This window comes from Burkholderia sp. MSh2, from assembly GCF_000731655.1.
GTDB classification, from domain to species: domain Bacteria; phylum Pseudomonadota; class Gammaproteobacteria; order Burkholderiales; family Burkholderiaceae; genus Burkholderia; species Burkholderia paludis.
On record NZ_JPGM01000005.1, the window covers coordinates 40,118 to 55,030 of the forward strand.

At 70.6% G+C, this 14,913-nt stretch carries 13 protein-coding genes; 11 read left to right on the forward strand and 2 right to left on the reverse strand.

Annotation, left to right across the window (positions count from 1 at the left end; genetic code table 11):
- Positions 1-240 precede the first annotated feature (240 nt).
- The 8 genes from GQ57_RS03780 to GQ57_RS03815 all read left to right on the forward strand — a co-directional run bounded on the left by GQ57_RS03780 (position 241) and on the right by GQ57_RS03815 (position 9,374).
- A complete protein-coding gene (locus GQ57_RS03780) occupies positions 241-1,413 on the forward strand; it encodes an LLM class flavin-dependent oxidoreductase (protein ID WP_034197205.1) in 1,173 nt (390 codons plus the stop codon).
- A gap of 44 nt (positions 1,414-1,457) precedes the next feature.
- Positions 1,458-2,504, forward strand: coding sequence for an ABC transporter substrate-binding protein (locus GQ57_RS03785; protein WP_034197112.1), 1,047 nt, complete (start codon positions 1,458-1,460; stop codon positions 2,502-2,504).
- A 33-nt stretch (positions 2,505-2,537) separates the two neighbouring features.
- Entirely contained in the window at positions 2,538-3,359 is an 822-nt protein-coding gene (locus tag GQ57_RS03790) for an energy transducer TonB (RefSeq protein WP_034197113.1), read from the forward strand.
- A gap of 41 nt (positions 3,360-3,400) precedes the next feature.
- Positions 3,401-4,117, forward strand: a complete 717-nt coding sequence (locus tag GQ57_RS03795; protein ID WP_031398315.1) for a MotA/TolQ/ExbB proton channel family protein — start codon at positions 3,401-3,403, stop codon at positions 4,115-4,117.
- Positions 4,117-4,527: an ExbD/TolR family protein gene (locus GQ57_RS03800; protein ID WP_009694203.1), complete on the forward strand. Its 411-nt coding sequence runs from the start codon at positions 4,117-4,119 to the stop codon at positions 4,525-4,527. The genes GQ57_RS03795 and GQ57_RS03800 overlap by 1 nt, the downstream gene beginning before the upstream one ends.
- Positions 4,528-4,561: 34 nt before the next feature.
- The gene (locus GQ57_RS03805; protein WP_034197114.1) at positions 4,562-5,638 is read left to right on the forward strand and encodes an ABC transporter substrate-binding protein; all 1,077 of its coding nucleotides are present in this window, start codon (positions 4,562-4,564) and stop codon (positions 5,636-5,638) included.
- Entirely contained in the window at positions 5,635-6,852 is a 1,218-nt protein-coding gene (locus GQ57_RS03810; protein ID WP_034197206.1) for an MFS transporter, read from the forward strand. The genes GQ57_RS03805 and GQ57_RS03810 overlap by 4 nt, the downstream gene beginning before the upstream one ends.
- Before the next feature lie 206 nt (positions 6,853-7,058).
- Positions 7,059-9,374: a TonB-dependent receptor gene (locus GQ57_RS03815; RefSeq protein ID WP_034197115.1), complete on the forward strand. Its 2,316-nt coding sequence runs from the start codon at positions 7,059-7,061 to the stop codon at positions 9,372-9,374.
- A 66-nt stretch (positions 9,375-9,440) separates the two neighbouring features.
- On the opposite strand, the gene GQ57_RS03820 is transcribed toward GQ57_RS03815, so the two are convergent.
- A complete protein-coding gene (locus GQ57_RS03820) occupies positions 9,441-10,400 on the reverse strand; it encodes a LysR substrate-binding domain-containing protein (RefSeq protein ID WP_034197116.1) in 960 nt (319 codons plus the stop codon).
- A 184-nt stretch (positions 10,401-10,584) separates the two neighbouring features.
- Here GQ57_RS03820 and GQ57_RS03825 point away from each other — a divergent pair, with 184 nt between their 5' ends.
- Genes GQ57_RS03825 through GQ57_RS03835 form a run of 3 tightly spaced genes read left to right on the forward strand, consistent with a single transcriptional unit; the run spans position 10,585 to position 13,772 of the window.
- A complete protein-coding gene (locus GQ57_RS03825; protein WP_081896585.1) occupies positions 10,585-11,706 on the forward strand; it encodes a M20 aminoacylase family protein in 1,122 nt (373 codons plus the stop codon).
- Between the two features lie 46 nt (positions 11,707-11,752).
- Positions 11,753-12,535, forward strand: coding sequence for an ABC transporter substrate-binding protein (locus tag GQ57_RS03830; protein ID WP_031398309.1), 783 nt, complete (start codon positions 11,753-11,755; stop codon positions 12,533-12,535).
- 52 nt (positions 12,536-12,587) lie between these two features.
- The gene (locus GQ57_RS03835; protein WP_034197118.1) at positions 12,588-13,772 is read left to right on the forward strand and encodes a porin; all 1,185 of its coding nucleotides are present in this window, start codon (positions 12,588-12,590) and stop codon (positions 13,770-13,772) included.
- A 59-nt stretch (positions 13,773-13,831) separates the two neighbouring features.
- On the opposite strand, the gene GQ57_RS03840 is transcribed toward GQ57_RS03835, so the two are convergent.
- A complete protein-coding gene (locus GQ57_RS03840; protein ID WP_034197119.1) occupies positions 13,832-14,851 on the reverse strand; it encodes a zinc-dependent alcohol dehydrogenase family protein in 1,020 nt (339 codons plus the stop codon).
- Between the last annotated feature and the right edge of the window lie 62 nt (positions 14,852-14,913).

A 14,913-nucleotide genomic window follows, 5' to 3' on the forward strand; every position in this document is an offset into this window, starting at 1 on the left:
CCGTGCGGCCGGCGCAGCAGCGCGGCGCGGGCCGGTTGCGATGCGATCGGCGGCGACCGGCGCGCGTCGTCCGGTTGCCGTGGAGGCCCTGCCCGCAAGGCGCCGCGCGCCCCGCCGGCGGCCCGGGATGCGCGATGCCGCGCGCGTTGGCACACGGCGTGCTTTAGAGCGCAGCACACGCACGGCACGCCGGTGCCGCATGCAATCCGCAATCCGAACGGTCCGACCAGGAGAACCCCGATGGCTGTTGAATTCTTGTGGCGCCTGCCGATGCACGGCGACGGCAGGCGCGCACACGACCTGCATACGCGCGGCGAGTGGAACCGCCAGCGCGCGTCGCGCGTCGCGCCGAAGATCGACGACGACGCATTCGGCTACATCGACTATCTGTCGCAGGTCGCGCGTGCGGCCGACATCGCCGGCTTCCACGGCGCGCTGATTCCGATCTTCCGCTTCACGGAGGAGCCGTGGGTCGTGGCGGCCGCGCTCGCGCGCGAGACGCGCCGGCTGCGGCTCCTGATCGCGCTGCAGCCGCACTTCGTGCATCCCGTCTACGCGGCGCAGATGGCCGCGAGCCTGCAGCGGATCAGCCGCGGCCGGGTCGAGTGGAACGTCGTCACGGGCGGCGGCGGGCCCGACCAGCGCGCGTACGGCGATTTCATCGATCACGACAGCCGCTATGCGCGCACCGACGAATTCCTCGACGTGGTGAAGGGCGTCGCGGCGGGCGAGCCGTTCACGTTCGACGGCCGGTTCTATCGGGTCGAGGCCGGCGGCCTGCTGCCGCCGCTGAGCGGCCAGCAACCGCCGCGCATCTACCTGGCGGGCGCGAGCGACGCCGCGCTCGCGGTCGCGGCGAAGCATGGCGACGTTCACCTGAGCTGGGGCGAGCCGCTCGCGAAACAGAAGGAGGTGATCGATGCGGCGCGCCGCGCGCTCGAGCGCCAGCACGCCGCGCGTGACCTGCGCTTCGGCATGCGCATCGACATCCTCGCGCGCGAGACGGAGGAGCAGGCGTGGGCCGAGTTGCGGCAGATGTTCGCGACGGTCGGCGCGTCGACGCGCAACGGCTTCGGCGGGCGCGGCGAAGCGTCGGAATCGGTCGGCGCGAAACGGCAGTTCGCGCTGCACCAGGGCAACACGCAGCACTTCGACGACCTGATCGTCGGCCCGAACCTGTGGGCCGGCATGTCGCAGATCCGCGGCGGCCCCGGCTGCGTGATCGTCGGCAGCCACGAGCAGGTGGCCGAACGGCTCGCGGAGTACGTCGACATCGGCGTATCGACGTTCATCCTCGCCAGCAACCCGCATCTCGAGGAGGCGTATCGCGTGGGCGAGGAAGTGCTGCCCCTCGTCGACGGCGCGCTGAACGCGCGCGGCACGCGGGCGGCGCTGCGCGCGGCCGGCGCGTGAGCGCCACGACATCCCGATGCATTCCAACGACGAGGACACTCACCATGACGACACTCGCTGAGCAGGCCACGGCCTGCGACGCACTCTGGTACACGCGCTGCCCGGTGCCGACCGCGCTCGGCATCGCCGTGCATCGTGGCTGGTTCGACGAGGAGTTCGGGCCGGACGGCATCGCGCTGCATTCGCTGCAGGAAACGGCCGACGCCGGCAAGCGCGAATCGCACTTCGATCACAGCCTGCCGCACTCGTTCCGGCAGGGCGGCAACATCCCGGCGCTGTGGGCGCGGGCGCGCGGGGCCGATACGCGCGTGATCGGCCTGTCGTGGACCAACGAATTCCAGGCGATCGTCACGCTGCCCGATCGCGGCATCCGCACCGCGCGCGACCTGCGCGGCCGGCGGCTCGGCTTGCCGCGCCATCCGATCAGCATCGACTTCTGGCGCGCGGCAGCACTGAAAGGCTTCCTGAGCGCGCTCGAACTCGAAGGGCTCGGCCACGGCGACGTCGAATGGGTCGACCTGCCCGACGCCCGCGAACGCCCCACGGGGCCCGCGTCGTTCACGCGCGGCCCGCACGAGTACGGGCTCGAGATCGCGGCGCTCGTGCGCGGCGAGGTCGACGCGGTGTTCGTGAAAGGCGTCGAGGGGCTCGAAACCGTGCACCTGATCGACGCGCAGGTCGTCATCGATCTCGGCGCGCACCCCGATCCGCTGGTGCGGATCGGCAACGGCACGCCGCGCACGCTGACCGTCGACCGCGCGCTGATCGACGCGCGCCCCGATCTCGTGAGCCGCTTCCTGTCGGTCGTGGTGGGCGCGGGCGACTGGGCCGCGCGCCATCCGGCGGAAACGGTCGCCTATATCGGCCGCGAGACGCGCGCGTCGGATGAGTGGGTGCGCTATGCGTACGGCGCGGACGTGCACCGCCATCTGGAGACGGGGCTCGCGCAGACGTCGATCGACGGGCTGGTCGCGTTCAAGGATTTCCTCGTCGAGTGGGGGTTTCTCGAACGGGATTTCGATGCACGCGCATGGATCGACCCGGCGCCGTTCACGCGCATCGACCGGCAACGCCATGCGTGGGTCGCGTAGCGCGCCGCGGCGCGTCATTGCAAGGAGTCGAGCATGTCAGGACTGACGATCGAATACGGCGTGCCGTCGGCGCGCCGGCACGCGGCGCGCGCCGCGCCGCGTGCGGGAGCGGGAGCGGGAGCGGGTGCCGCCGTGACCGCCGCCGCGCGGCCGCCGTTCCCTGTTCCGTCCGCACGGCCGGCCGGGCGGGCCGTGAAGCCGGGCGGCTGGCGCGTCACCGGCGCGATTGCGCTGGCCGTCGCGGCGCTGCATGCGGGCGTCGCGCTGCTGGCCGCGCGCGCGCCCGCCGCGCCGCCGGTGCAGCCGCCGAGGCCGTTGCCGATGACGGTCGAACTCACGCGGCCGCCCGAACCGCTGCCGCAGGCCGCGCATCCGCCGCCGCCGGCGGTGCCGACGCCGCCGAAGCCGTTGAAGCAGGCCCCGACACCGCCGCCGCGCGCGGCCGTCGCGCATCCGGCGGTCGCGCCGGCCGCCGTGCCGCAGGTCGCGCGCGAGGCGGCGCCGGCGGCCCCGGCCGTCGCCGTCCCGGCCGCGCCGGCTCCCGCGCCGGCCGCGCCCGCCGCGCCCGTGCGCGAAACCGCGCCGATCGGCGACGCCGCCTATCTGCGCAATCCGGCGCCCGACTATCCGGCGTTCGCGCAGGACCAGGGCTGGGAAGGGCACGTCGTGCTGCGCGTGCACGTGCTCGCGAACGGCACGCCCGATTCCGTCGACGTGCGCACGAGCAGCGGCCGCCGCATGCTCGACAACGCGGCGGTGGCCGCCGTGAAGCGCTGGACCTTCGTGCCCGCGAAGCGCGGCGACGAGGCGGTCGACGGCTGGGTCAACGTGCCGATCGATTTCAAGCTGGGCTGACCCGCCGGTCCGCCCGCCACATTTTTCAAGGAACTCACATCATGAACGGTATCCCGACCACCTTCATCGTCCAGGGCGCGCTCTGGCTGCTCGTCGTCTTCTCCGTCGTCACGTGGACGCTGATCGTCGTGAAGGCGATCCAGAGCCTGCGGGCGAGCGCGCGCAACCGGCGCTACACCCGGGCGTTCTGGGCCGCGAACAGCTTCCACGAGGCGGCCGCGCTCGACGGCGCGAACAGCCCGGTGGGCGAGCTCGCGGCGACCGGCTTCGACGCGTTGCGGCGCGCCGACGAGAGCAGCGCGCACGACCTCGAACACAGCTGGAGCCGCCACGACCTGCTCGAACGCCATCTGCGCCAGCAGATCCACAACGCGCGCCGGCGCGCGGAAGCGGGGCTCGCGGTGCTCGCGTCGATCGGCAGCACCGCGCCGTTCGTCGGCCTGTTCGGCACCGTGTTCGGCATCATCCACGCGCTGACCGCGATCACGCACAGCGCGTCGGCGAGCATCGACGTCGTCGCCGGGCCGATCGGCGAGGCGCTCGTCGCCACCGGGATCGGCATTGCGGTCGCCGTGCCGGCCGTGCTCGCGTACAACTTCTTCGTGCGGCGCGTGAAGGCCGCGTCGGCGGATCTCGACGCGTTCGCCACCGACTTCGTCACGCTCGCGCAGAAGGCCGGCTTCCGCGTGCCGGCCGCCGCCGCCGCGCCCGCGCCGGCCCGCCGTGCCGGCGACACCCGCCAGGAGGCGTTCGCATAATGGCCTTCTCCTCTTCCTCCGACAACGACGACGTGCTCAGCGAAATCAACATCACGCCGCTCGTCGACGTGATGCTCGTGCTGCTGGTCGCGTTCATCGTCACCGCGCCGCTGCTCAACAACGCGGTGCACGTGAACCTGCCGAACACCGTCGCCACGGCGCCGGCCGATCGCAAGCCGAACGTCACCGTGAGCGTTGACGACAAGGGCGTCGTGTACCTCGACAAGCGCGCGGTCGCGCTGGCCGCGGTGCCGGCCGAGCTGGCCGCGCTGAAGGCCGGCCGCCCCGACGTCGCGCTCGATCTGCAGGCCGACGAGCACGTGCCGTACGGCACCGTCGCGAAGCTGATGGCCGCGATCGAGCATGCGGGCATCACGCGGCTGTCGGTGCTCACCGCGCCGCGCGGCTGATGCGCGGCCTACGACTCATTTTCCGAATGCATCCATGAGCACCACGGCTTCCCGTCACATCCAGTCGATCTGGTACATGCGCTGTCCGGTGCCGACGCCGCTCGGCATCGCCGCGCATCTCGGCTGGCTCGACAGCGAATTCGCCGGCGACGGCATCACCGTGCGCGCGCTGCAGGAAAGCCGGCACGCGGCGCTGCATCACGCGCACGTCGATCATTCGCTCGACAACGCGTTCCGGCAAGGCGGCAGCATTCCCGCGCTGTGGGCGCGCGCGGCCGGCGCCGACACGCGCGTGGTCGCGCTGACCTGGATCGACGAGGCGCAGGCGATCGTCGCGTTGCCGGAGGCCGGCCTGACGCGCCCGAAGGATCTGCGCGGGCGGCGCATCGGCCTGCCGCGCCGCGACGGCGAACGCATCGACATCTTTCGCGCGGCGGCGCTGCGCGGCTTCGTCAGCGCGCTGTCGCTCGACGGGCTCGACCCCGCCGAGGTCGAATGGGTCGACGTGCCCGCATCGGACCTGCGCGCGCCGGTGCCGACGCCGCTCACGCGCGACGCGGCGTTCAGCCATCCCGCGAGCCTGTCGAGCCGGCGGCTCTACGCGGCCGAGGCGGCCGCGCTGGTGCGCGGCGAGGTCGACGCGATCTACGTGAAAGGCTCGCTCGGGCTCGAAACCGCACACCTGATCGGCGCGCAGCCGGTGGTCGACATCGGCTTTCATCCCGATCCGCAGATCCGCATCAACAACGGCTCGCCGCGGCCGCTGACCGTCAATGCGTCGACGCTCGAACGCCATCCCGACATCGTGCGCCGGTTCCTGGCGCGCGTGACCGAGGTGGAAGGCTGGGCGCGCGAGCACGAGCAGGACGTGCTCGGCTACCTCGGCCGCGAGACGGGATCGGGCCACGACTGGCTGAGGCTCGCGTACGGCGCGGACGTGCATCGGCGGCTGCGCACCGATCTCGACGAAGCGTCGATCGCCGCGCTCGACGATTTCAAGCGCTTCCTCGTCGAATGGCGGTTCCTGCCGGCCGATTTCGACGTGCACGGGTGGATCGACCGGCGCGCGCTCGACGGCATCGCGACGCCGTCCCGCGACGCCGCGCGGTGAGCGCGCCGGCGCGCATCGCCGACGCGTGGCGGCGCGAACGCTTCACCGGCGGCTTCATGCTGCTGGCGCTCGCGAGCGGCACGACGATCAGCATGGCGCAGCTCGCGACGACGCTGTACGCGCTCGCGCTCGGCGTCGACAGTGCGCGGCTCGGCATCATCGCCGCGATGGAGCCGCTCGGCATCGCGCTGATGACGTTGCCGGCCGGGCTGCTCGTCGCGCGCCACGGCGCGCGGCGCGTCTACTTCGCGGCGAGCATGGGGCCGATGCTGCTCAATCTCGTCGTGCCGTTCACCGGCGCATGGCCGCTGATCGCGCTGACGCAGGCGCTGATCGGGCTGTGCATCCCGTTCCGGATCGTGTCGATCAACGGCGTGTTCCTCGCGCGTCTCGCGCAGATCGGCCTCGCGCGGGCGGGCTGGTATCGCGCGGCGATGTCGGTCGGGACCGGCCTGCTCGGGCCGTGGCTCGCGAGCTGGCTGATCGGCGCGCATGGCGCGGTCGCGACGTTCTGCGCGGCATCGGCGAGCTTCGCGGGCATGGCTTGGTTCAGCCGGGCGCTGCTCGGCGACGCGCCGCCCGCGCCGCCCGACGTCCAGCCCGACACCGGCGGCCTGCGCGCACTGCTGGCGCTCGCATGGAGCCGCGACGTGCGCGAGCAGCTCGCGCTGGAAGCCGTGAACAGCGCGACCCGTTCGCTCGTCGCCGCGTATACGGTGGTGCTCGCGATCCAGTCGCTCGGGCTATCGCAGCGGGACGCGGTCGCGTTGCTGATGCTGCAGGGCGCCGTCGCGGTGATCGCGCTGTTCGGGCTCGGCCATGTCGCGCAGCGGATGACCGCGCGTCGTTGCCATGCGTTCAGCCTCGCGGGCGGCATGGCCGGCCTGCTCGCGCTCGGCCTCGCGCGCGACGCGTGGCTCGTCGGTGCGGGCCTCGCCGCGCTGAGCGCCGGGTCGTCGCTGCTGCATCTCGTCAACATGCAGCGCCTCGGCCGCCATCCTGCCGACAAGAGCCGGATCTCGAGCCTCTACAACCTCGCGTCGATGACCGGCGCTTTCTGCGGCCCGCTGGCCGGCAGCGTGCTCGCGCCGCTCGTCGGCCTGCCGGCGATGTTTCTGTGCTGGCTGCCGGCGGTCGCGCTGGCCGCGTTCGCGCTGCGGTTCGCGCACGGGCGGCGCGATGCGACGCGGCCGCTGCCTGCGAAGCTGTCCTGACGATTCTCGGCGCCGCACGGTCTGGCGGTGTTGCGTGACAAGCAGTTTGCTTCCCCACACAGATGCGCAGGCAGCAACGCGCGCGCCGCGTACCCGCCGACAGCCCCGTGCGACGGGCTTCGCGATGCTGGCATCCGAATTGCAATAGGGAACCCGTGCGTCGTGCACGCACGTGCGTTCAACCGATCAAACAGGATGACTCATCGATGTTCAGAAAAAAACTCATCGTCACCGCACTGGGGGGACTGCTGACGGGCGGCACCGTATCGTTGCCCGCGTGGGCAGAAGATGGCGCGGCGGCAGCAGGGGCGCCGGACGCGAAGCCGGCGCGGCAGGCGGCGGACGACGCGGCCGCGGCCGCGCCGAAGGCCGCGCGCGCGAAACACGCCGCGGCCGCCCGCGAAACGAATCTCGGTACCGTCACCGTGACGGCGCGCCGCCGCAAGGAGAGCATCCAGGACGTGCCGGTCGCGGTCAGCGCGCTGAGCGGCGACACAATCAGGAACAACGAGCTGCGCGTGATCAACGACGTGACGAAGTACGTGCCGAACTTCACCGGGCAATCGACGGAGGGCCGCGAGCGACCGCGCTGGTTCCTGCGCGGGGTGGGCAGCAACGATCCGTCTGACCTGTCGTTGAGCCCGATCGGCGTGTACTTCGACGACGTGTACATCAACAGCGTGTTCGGCCAGGGCTTCCCGCTGTTCGACCTCGATCGCGTCGAGGTGCTGCGCGGGCCGCAGGGCACGCTGTGGGGCAAGAATACCGTCGGCGGCGCGCTCAGCATCACGTCTCAGAAGCCGACCTTCGACGTGAGCGGCTACGGCAAGCTCGGGTTCGGCCAGTACAACAGCCGGCTCGCGGAAGCCGCGATCGGCGGGCCGATCGGCCAGAACGACGTGCTGGCCGCGCGCGTGTCGGTGTATCACGAGAACGCCGACAGCTTCTTCACGAACACCGTTCAGCAGGGGCGCTTCGGCGGCTTCCACGACAACGCGGTGCGCTTCCAGGTGCTGGCCGTGCCGACGTCGGACACCGATTTCCTGTTCAACATCCACGGCCGCAACTACACGGGCGGCGGCGATGCGTGGCATGCGGAAGGCGCGGGGCCCGGCGGCACCAACCAGTTCGGCTTCGTCGGGTCGAGCGATCCGTATACGGTGTCGCTCAATGCGCCGTCGAGCGACCACATCTCGACCTGGGGCACGTCGCTCACCGCGCACTGGCGCATCAACCCGGCGGTGACGCTGACGTCGATCACCGCGTTCGAAGGGCTGCACCGCTGGTACCAGGACGACGAGGATTATTCGGCGTACGACGCGGCGCGCTCGCACGACAGCCTGTCGAGCCGCCAGTTCTCGCAGGAATTCCGGCTCGAATCGCCGCAGAGCGACCGGCTGAGCTGGATCGTCGGCACGCACCTGTTCACCGAGCAGCTGGCGGAGCAGGGCGCCGGCGGCGGCCTGCCGGGGTCGCCGTCGCCCGCGTTCTACCACCTGACCGACCTCACCCAGCACACGCAGAGCGCGGCGATCTTCGGCAGCGTGAAGTACCGCTTCACCGACCGCTTCAACGTGACGGGCGGGCTGCGCTACACGATCGAGCGCAAGAACATCAACCTGACCGGGCTGCAGGGCACGGGCAACGTGACGTTCAGCGATCCGAACAGCTGGTGGGACCCGTCGTCGGTGTCGTCGCCGCTCGCGGTCAGCGCGCGGCAGAACCAGACGAACACGTGGCGCGCGCCGACCTGGGATCTCACGCCCGAATATGCGCTGAGCGACAACGTGCGCGCGTATTTCCGCTATGCGCGCGGCTTCCGCTCGGGCGGCTACAACGGCAACGCGTATACGCAGAGCACGGTGTCGACCGTGTCGCCGGAGTACCTGACCGACTACGAGGCCGGCATCAAGAGCGAGTGGTTCGACAAGCGGCTGATCGTCAACGCGAGCGTGTTCCACTACGACTATCGCGACATCCAGGTGTTCGCGCTCGCGCCGAACCCGCTCGGCGGCCCGCCCGTGTCGACGCTGTCGAACGCGGGGCAGGGGCGCGCGGACGGTTTCGAGCTGGAGCTGAAGGCGCAGCCGGTCAACAGCCTCTATCTGTTCGCGAACCTCGGGATGCTGAACACGCGCTACACCGAGTTCCGCTACGTGCCGACCGCCGTCGGCAATTCGTTCGCGCGCTCGCCGCACACGACGATCAACGCGGGCTTCGACTATCGCGTGCCGGTGTCGTTCGGCACGCTGACGGCCGGCGGCGACGCGAACTACCGCAGCCGCGAGTACTTCAGCGCGACGCGGCAGACGATCCCGCAGCTGTGGCAGGGCGGCTATACGGTGCTGAACGCGCATGTGTCGTACACGACGCCGAACCAGAAGTACATCGTGACCGGCTACGTGACGAACCTGACGAACAAGGTCTACAAGAAGCTCGAGCTGCTGCCGTCGTACGGCGCGTATCCGGTGCTGTACGGCGATCCGCGCACGGTCGGGATCACGCTGACCGCGAAGATCTGACAGGCGGCGGCGACGCGGCGCGGGCGCGGCGGCGAGCCGCCCGCGCCGTGGTTGCCGCAGCGCCCGTCAGATCAGCAGCGATACCGTCCTGAACAGCGCGAGATCCTCCTTGCGGGCCGATCGCGCATGCCGGCGGATCACCTGCAGCAGGCAGTCGATGAAGCAGCGCGCCGCATCGCTCAGCGTGCTGCTGCGCCGCGTGACGATCCCGAGGTCGCGCGGCTCGAACGTTTCCTTCAGGCGCAGCGCGCGCATCTGCTCGCCGAACGGCGGCACGGCCGCGAGGATCGTCGGGCACCAGGTGCACATGTCGGCCTGTTCGAGCATGGTCTGCAGCATCGCGACCGATTGCGCGCGCACGATGCGCCGCTCGTCGATCCGCGCGCCGTGGCGCGTGAACAGGTAGTCGACCAGCCCGGCCTGCGCGTCGGCCGCGAAATTCAGCACCCAGTCGGTATCGAGCAACTCGTGGATCGACCGGGCGCGCTCGCGGGGATGACCGGCCCGCACCATCACCGCGGTGTCGTAGCGCAGCAGCGGCTCGAACGAGAATTCCGGCGTGCCGCCCGGCTGCACGTGCCCGAGCGCGAAGTCCATGCTGCCGTCGCGCAGCAGCGGCTGCGCCACCGCCATCAGCGCCTCGTAGAGTTCCAGACGCACGTCGGGCATCCGTTCGCGAAACCGCAGCACGGCTTCCGCGAGAAACGTCACCGTGAGCCACGGCGTGACGCCGATGCTCAGGCGGCCCTCGACGCGGCCGCGCATGCGCTCGAGATCGCTCCGCGCGTGTTCGAGCTGCTTCAGCACGAGCTTCGCGTGCGTGAGCAGCGTCTTGCCATACTCGGTGAAGCCGATGCCTTCCGGCGCGCGCACGAGCAGCGGCAGGCGCTCGCTGGCCTCCAGCTCGCGCAGCGCGCGCGTGACGGCGGCCTGCGACAGCCCGAGCGTGCGCGCCGCGCCGCGGATGCTGCCGGCCTCGGCGCTGGCGACGAGCGCCTGCAACTGGTGCAGCTTGATGTGACTCATGGCGCGATACCTGACAACGAGATGTTGTCATCATAACGAAACCGCGGCTGGTCGCCGGGATTTTCGCTGCATACGATTCGGCCACGATCGGTCATCCGGGCGATCGGCAACCGGAGCACGGCGAGGAGCGGCGGGGTTGGACACCAGACACATTCATCAGGAGATGGCGGCCATCGAGGCGGACATGGTCGCGCTGCGCCGCCGGCTGCACGCCCATCCCGAGCTGGGTTTCGAGGAGCAGGCGACGAGCGCGCTCGTTGCCGATTGTCTGACAACCTGGGGTTATCGGGTCACGCGCGGGCTCGGCGGCACGGGCGTGGTCGGCACGCTGGCGCGCGGCGCCGGGAAGCGGATCGGGCTGCGCGCGGACATGGACGCGTTGCCGATCCGCGAAACCACCGGGCTGCCGCACGCGAGCCGGCGCGACGGCGTGATGCACGCGTGCGGCCACGACGGCCATACGGCGATGCTGCTCGCGGCGGCGCGCTGTCTGGCCGAACGCGCGCGCTTCACGGGCACGCTGAACCTGATCTTCCAGCCGGCCGAGGAAGGGCTCGGCGGCGCGAAGCGGATGATCGACGACGGGCTGTTCATCCGATTTCCGTGCGATGCGGTGTTCGCGATGCACAACGTGCCGGGCCTGCCGGCCGGCGTGCTCGGCTTCTGCGACGGCCCGGCGATGGCGTCGGCCGACGAGGTGCGCGTGCGCGTGACCGGCCACGGCGGGCACGGCGCCGCGCCGCATACGACGATCGATCCGGTGGTCGTGTGCGCGTCGATCGTGATGGCGCTGCAAACGATCGTCGCGCGCAACGTGAATCCGCAGGAGCTGGCGATCGTCACGGCCGGCTCGATCCATGCGGGCAGCGCATCGAACGTGATTCCGCAGCATGCGGATCTCGAACTCAGCGTGCGCGCACTGTCGCCCGAGGTTCGCGCGCTGCTGGAACGGCGCATCCGCGAGATCGTGAACGGGCAGGCGGCGAGCTACGGCGCGACCGCCGAGATCGACTATCGGCTCGGCTACCCGGTGCTCGTCAATCACGCGGCGGAAACGGCCTTCGCGCGGGAGGTCGCCCGCGAATGGGGCGGCGATGCCGCGCTGATTCCGCATCTGCGGCCGATCGCGGCGAGCGAGGATTTCGCCTGCATGCTGGAGGTGTGCGCCGGCAGCTACCTGTCGATCGGCAACGGCGACGGCGCGGGCGGATGCGGGCTGCATCACCCCGGCTACGACTTCAACGACGCGTGCCTCGCGACGGGCGCGAGCTACTGGATCGCGCTGGTGGAGCGCTACCTCGCGTGACGCGGCGGCACGCATCCGGTTCACGATTTTCACAAGGAGACAGGCAATGAAACAGTGGATGGCGGCGCTCGCGGTGGCGCTGGCGGCAGGGTCGGCGCACGCCGGCGACTGGACGGGCAGGGAGATTCGTCTCGCGGTCGATCCGACTTACCCGCCGCTCGAATACAAGCTGCCCGACGGCACGCTGACGGGCTTCGGGATCGACATCACGAATGCGTTGTGCGCGGAACTGCATGCGCGCTGCGTGTGGGTCGAGTCGAGCTTCGACGGGATGATTCCGGGGCTGCGCGCGCGCAAGTTCGACGTGATCGCATCGTCGATGACGATCACGCCGAAGCGCATGGAGCAGATCGCGTTCACGAACCGGATCTCGAACGCGCCGGCACGGCTGGTCGCGCGCAAGGGTTCGCCGCTGCTGCCCACCGCGGCGTCGCTGAAGGGCAAGCGCGTCGGCGTCGAGCAGGGCTCCGCGCAGGCCGACTATGCGATCGCGAACTGGCAGCCGGCCGGCGTGCAGATCGTGTCGTACCCGAACCAGGACCAGGTCTATGCCGATCTCGTGACGGGGCGGCTCGACGCGGCGTTCCAGGCGTCGATCGCGGCCAGCGACGGTTTCCTGAAGAAGCCGCAGGGCAAGGACTTCATGTTCGCCGGCGCGCCGATCGACGACGCGAAGTATTTCGGGCAGGGCGACGGCCTCGGCTTGCGCAAGGAGGACAGCGACCTGCGCGACGCGTTCAACCGCGCGCTGGCCGCGATTCTCGCGAACGGGACGTACCGGAAGATCAACCGCAAGTATTTCGACTTCGACATCTACGGCGCGAAGTAAGCGGCGTCGCCGCGCACGCGCGCGGCCGAAAAATACCAGCAAGGGGACACGGATGAACTGGAGATTCATGGCGGTCGCGCTGCCGGCGCTGTGCGCGGCGCCCGTATTCGCGCAGGGCAGCGTCACGCTGTACGGCCTCGTCGATGCGGGCATCGACTATACGAACAACGTCGGCGGTCACGGCGCGTGGCAGATGGCGAGCGGCTTCGCGCAAGGCAGCCGCTGGGGACTGAAGGGCACCGAGGACCTGGGCGGCGGCTACAGCGCGCTGTTCCAGGTCGAGAACGGCTTCAACGTGAACAGCGGCACGCTCGCGCAGGGCGGCCGCCTGTTCGGGCGGCAGGCGTACGTCGGGCTCGGCAGCGCGCGCTACGGCACGCTGACGCTCGGCCGGCAATACGACGCGCTCGTCGACTATCTTGCGCCGACGACCGCGAACGGGAGCTGGGGCGTCTATCCGTTCTCGCATCCGCTCGACAACGACAACACCGGCAACACGTTCCGCGCGAACAACACGGTCAAGTACGCGAGCCCGGATTTCGCCGGCTTCTCGTTCGGCGGCGCGTACAGCTTCAGCAACGACGCCGGCTTCGCGAACAATCGCCAGTGGAGCGTCGGCGCGCAGTACGAGCAGGGCGGCTTGCTCGTCGGCGCCGCGTTCCTGAATGCGGACAACCCCGGCGCGACCCCGGGCGGCGCGATCGCGGGGCCGGGCTCGGCCGGCGCCGATGCGAACTTCGTGTCGGCCAGGCTGCGGATCTTCGGCGCGGGCGTCAACTACACGGCGGGGCCGGCGACGGTCGGCTTCGCCTATACGGACAGCAACGTCACGCGGCCGGCCGCGAACGTCGGCTACCTGTCCGGCGACGAGACGATCGAGCCGGTGACGGGGCCGCTCGCGGGCGGCACGGTGACGTCGATCAGGTACCGGAACGTCGAAGTGAACGGCAAGTACCAGTTCACGCCCGCGTGGTTCGTCGGCGCGCAATACGTGTACACGACGATGCGCTACGACGCGACGACCGGCACCGCGCAGCCGAAGATCCACTCGATCGGGCTGATGACCGACTACACGCTGTCGAAGCGCACCGACGTCTATCTGATGGGCGCATACCAGCGCGTCGCGGGCGAGGCGACCGGCTCGTCGCTCGACCGGGCGTACATCCCGGGCGCGGCCGATCTGTCGTCGAACGCGAAGCAGCTGATGGTGCATGCGGGGATCCGGCACAGGTTCTGACGCGCCGTGCGCGGAACGCGCGGCGGCCGGCGGATGCGCCGCCGGCCGCCGGCCCCCCGTTACTGCGCGACCCGGATCACGACCTTGCCGAAATGCTGCCCCGACGCCAGGTACGCATACGCCTGCGGCGCCTCGTCGAAGCTGAACACGCGATCGACCACCGGCGCGATCCGTTGCGCGTCGACGAAGCGCACGACGTCGTCGAGCATCGCGCGGCTGCCGACCATGAAGCCGTGCAGTTGCCGGATGCCGCCGATCAGCGACAGCAGCCCGAGTTCCGGGCCGCCGAAGCTGCTGAGGCCGCCGATCACCGACACGATGCCGCCCATCTTCGTCGCGGCGACCGAGCGCGGCAGCGTATCGCGTCCGCCGACCTCGACGACCAGATCCGCGCCCGCGCCGTCGGTGAGCCGCAGCACCTCGTGCTGCCACTCGGGTGTCGTGCGATGGTTGATCGTTGCGTCCGCACCGAGTGCGCGGGCGCGTTCGAGCTTGGCGTCGCTGGACGACGTGACGATCGTGCGCAGCCCGGCCGCGTGCGCGAGCTGCAGCGCGGCGATCGACACGCCGCCGGTGCCGAGCAGCACGACGGTCGCGCCGGGCCCCAGCCCGCCGTCGACGAACAGCGCGTTCCACGCGGTAATGCCCGCGCACGACAGCGTCGCCGCCTCGTCGTAGCCCAGATGCGCGGGAATCTTCACCAGCGCCGTTTCGTCCGACACGAAGTACTCGGCCAGCACGCCGTCGAAGTGCGAGCCGGGCGAACCCGAGACCTTGCGCGGCGTGGGCGGCCCGTCGATCCAGTTCGGGAAGTACGTGTTGATCACGCGATCGCCCGGCTTCACGCGCGTGACGTCGCGGCCGGTTTCGACGACTTCGCCGGCGCCGTCGGCCACCGGGATGAACGCCTCCGTGCCGATGCCGAGATAATCGCCGCGCGCGAACATCAGGTCGCGACGGTTCAACCCCGCCGAGTGGATCTTCACGACCACGTCGGTCGGCCCGGGCGCGCGGCGCGGCGCGTCGATGCGCCGAAGCCCGGCCTCGCCGTCCCCCGGCTTGACTTGCCATGCATGCATGTCGACTCCTTGTCGAGATAGAGCGATTTATCATAGTGTTGCGCGAGGGGACGCATTGGCGA

Bases quoted from the DNA above. Each gene is read 5' to 3' on its own strand.
- GQ57_RS03780 (WP_034197205.1), top strand. From the start codon at position 241: ATGGCTGTTGAATTCTTGTGGCGCCTGCCGATGCACGGCGACGGCAGG.
- GQ57_RS03785 (WP_034197112.1), top strand. From the start codon at position 1,458: ATGACGACACTCGCTGAGCAGGCCACGGCCTGCGACGCACTCTGGTAC.
- GQ57_RS03790 (WP_034197113.1), top strand. From the start codon at position 2,538: ATGTCAGGACTGACGATCGAATACGGCGTGCCGTCGGCGCGCCGGCAC.
- GQ57_RS03795 (WP_031398315.1), top strand. From the start codon at position 3,401: ATGAACGGTATCCCGACCACCTTCATCGTCCAGGGCGCGCTCTGGCTG.
- GQ57_RS03800 (WP_009694203.1), top strand. From the start codon at position 4,117: ATGGCCTTCTCCTCTTCCTCCGACAACGACGACGTGCTCAGCGAAATC.
- GQ57_RS03805 (WP_034197114.1), top strand. From the start codon at position 4,562: ATGAGCACCACGGCTTCCCGTCACATCCAGTCGATCTGGTACATGCGC.
- GQ57_RS03815 (WP_034197115.1), top strand. From the start codon at position 7,059: ATGTTCAGAAAAAAACTCATCGTCACCGCACTGGGGGGACTGCTGACG.
- GQ57_RS03820 (WP_034197116.1), bottom strand. From the start codon at position 10,400: ATGAGTCACATCAAGCTGCACCAGTTGCAGGCGCTCGTCGCCAGCGCC.
- GQ57_RS03825 (WP_081896585.1), top strand. From the start codon at position 10,585: ATGGTCGCGCTGCGCCGCCGGCTGCACGCCCATCCCGAGCTGGGTTTC.
- GQ57_RS03830 (WP_031398309.1), top strand. From the start codon at position 11,753: ATGAAACAGTGGATGGCGGCGCTCGCGGTGGCGCTGGCGGCAGGGTCG.
- GQ57_RS03835 (WP_034197118.1), top strand. From the start codon at position 12,588: ATGAACTGGAGATTCATGGCGGTCGCGCTGCCGGCGCTGTGCGCGGCG.
- GQ57_RS03840 (WP_034197119.1), bottom strand. From the start codon at position 14,851: ATGCATGCATGGCAAGTCAAGCCGGGGGACGGCGAGGCCGGGCTTCGG.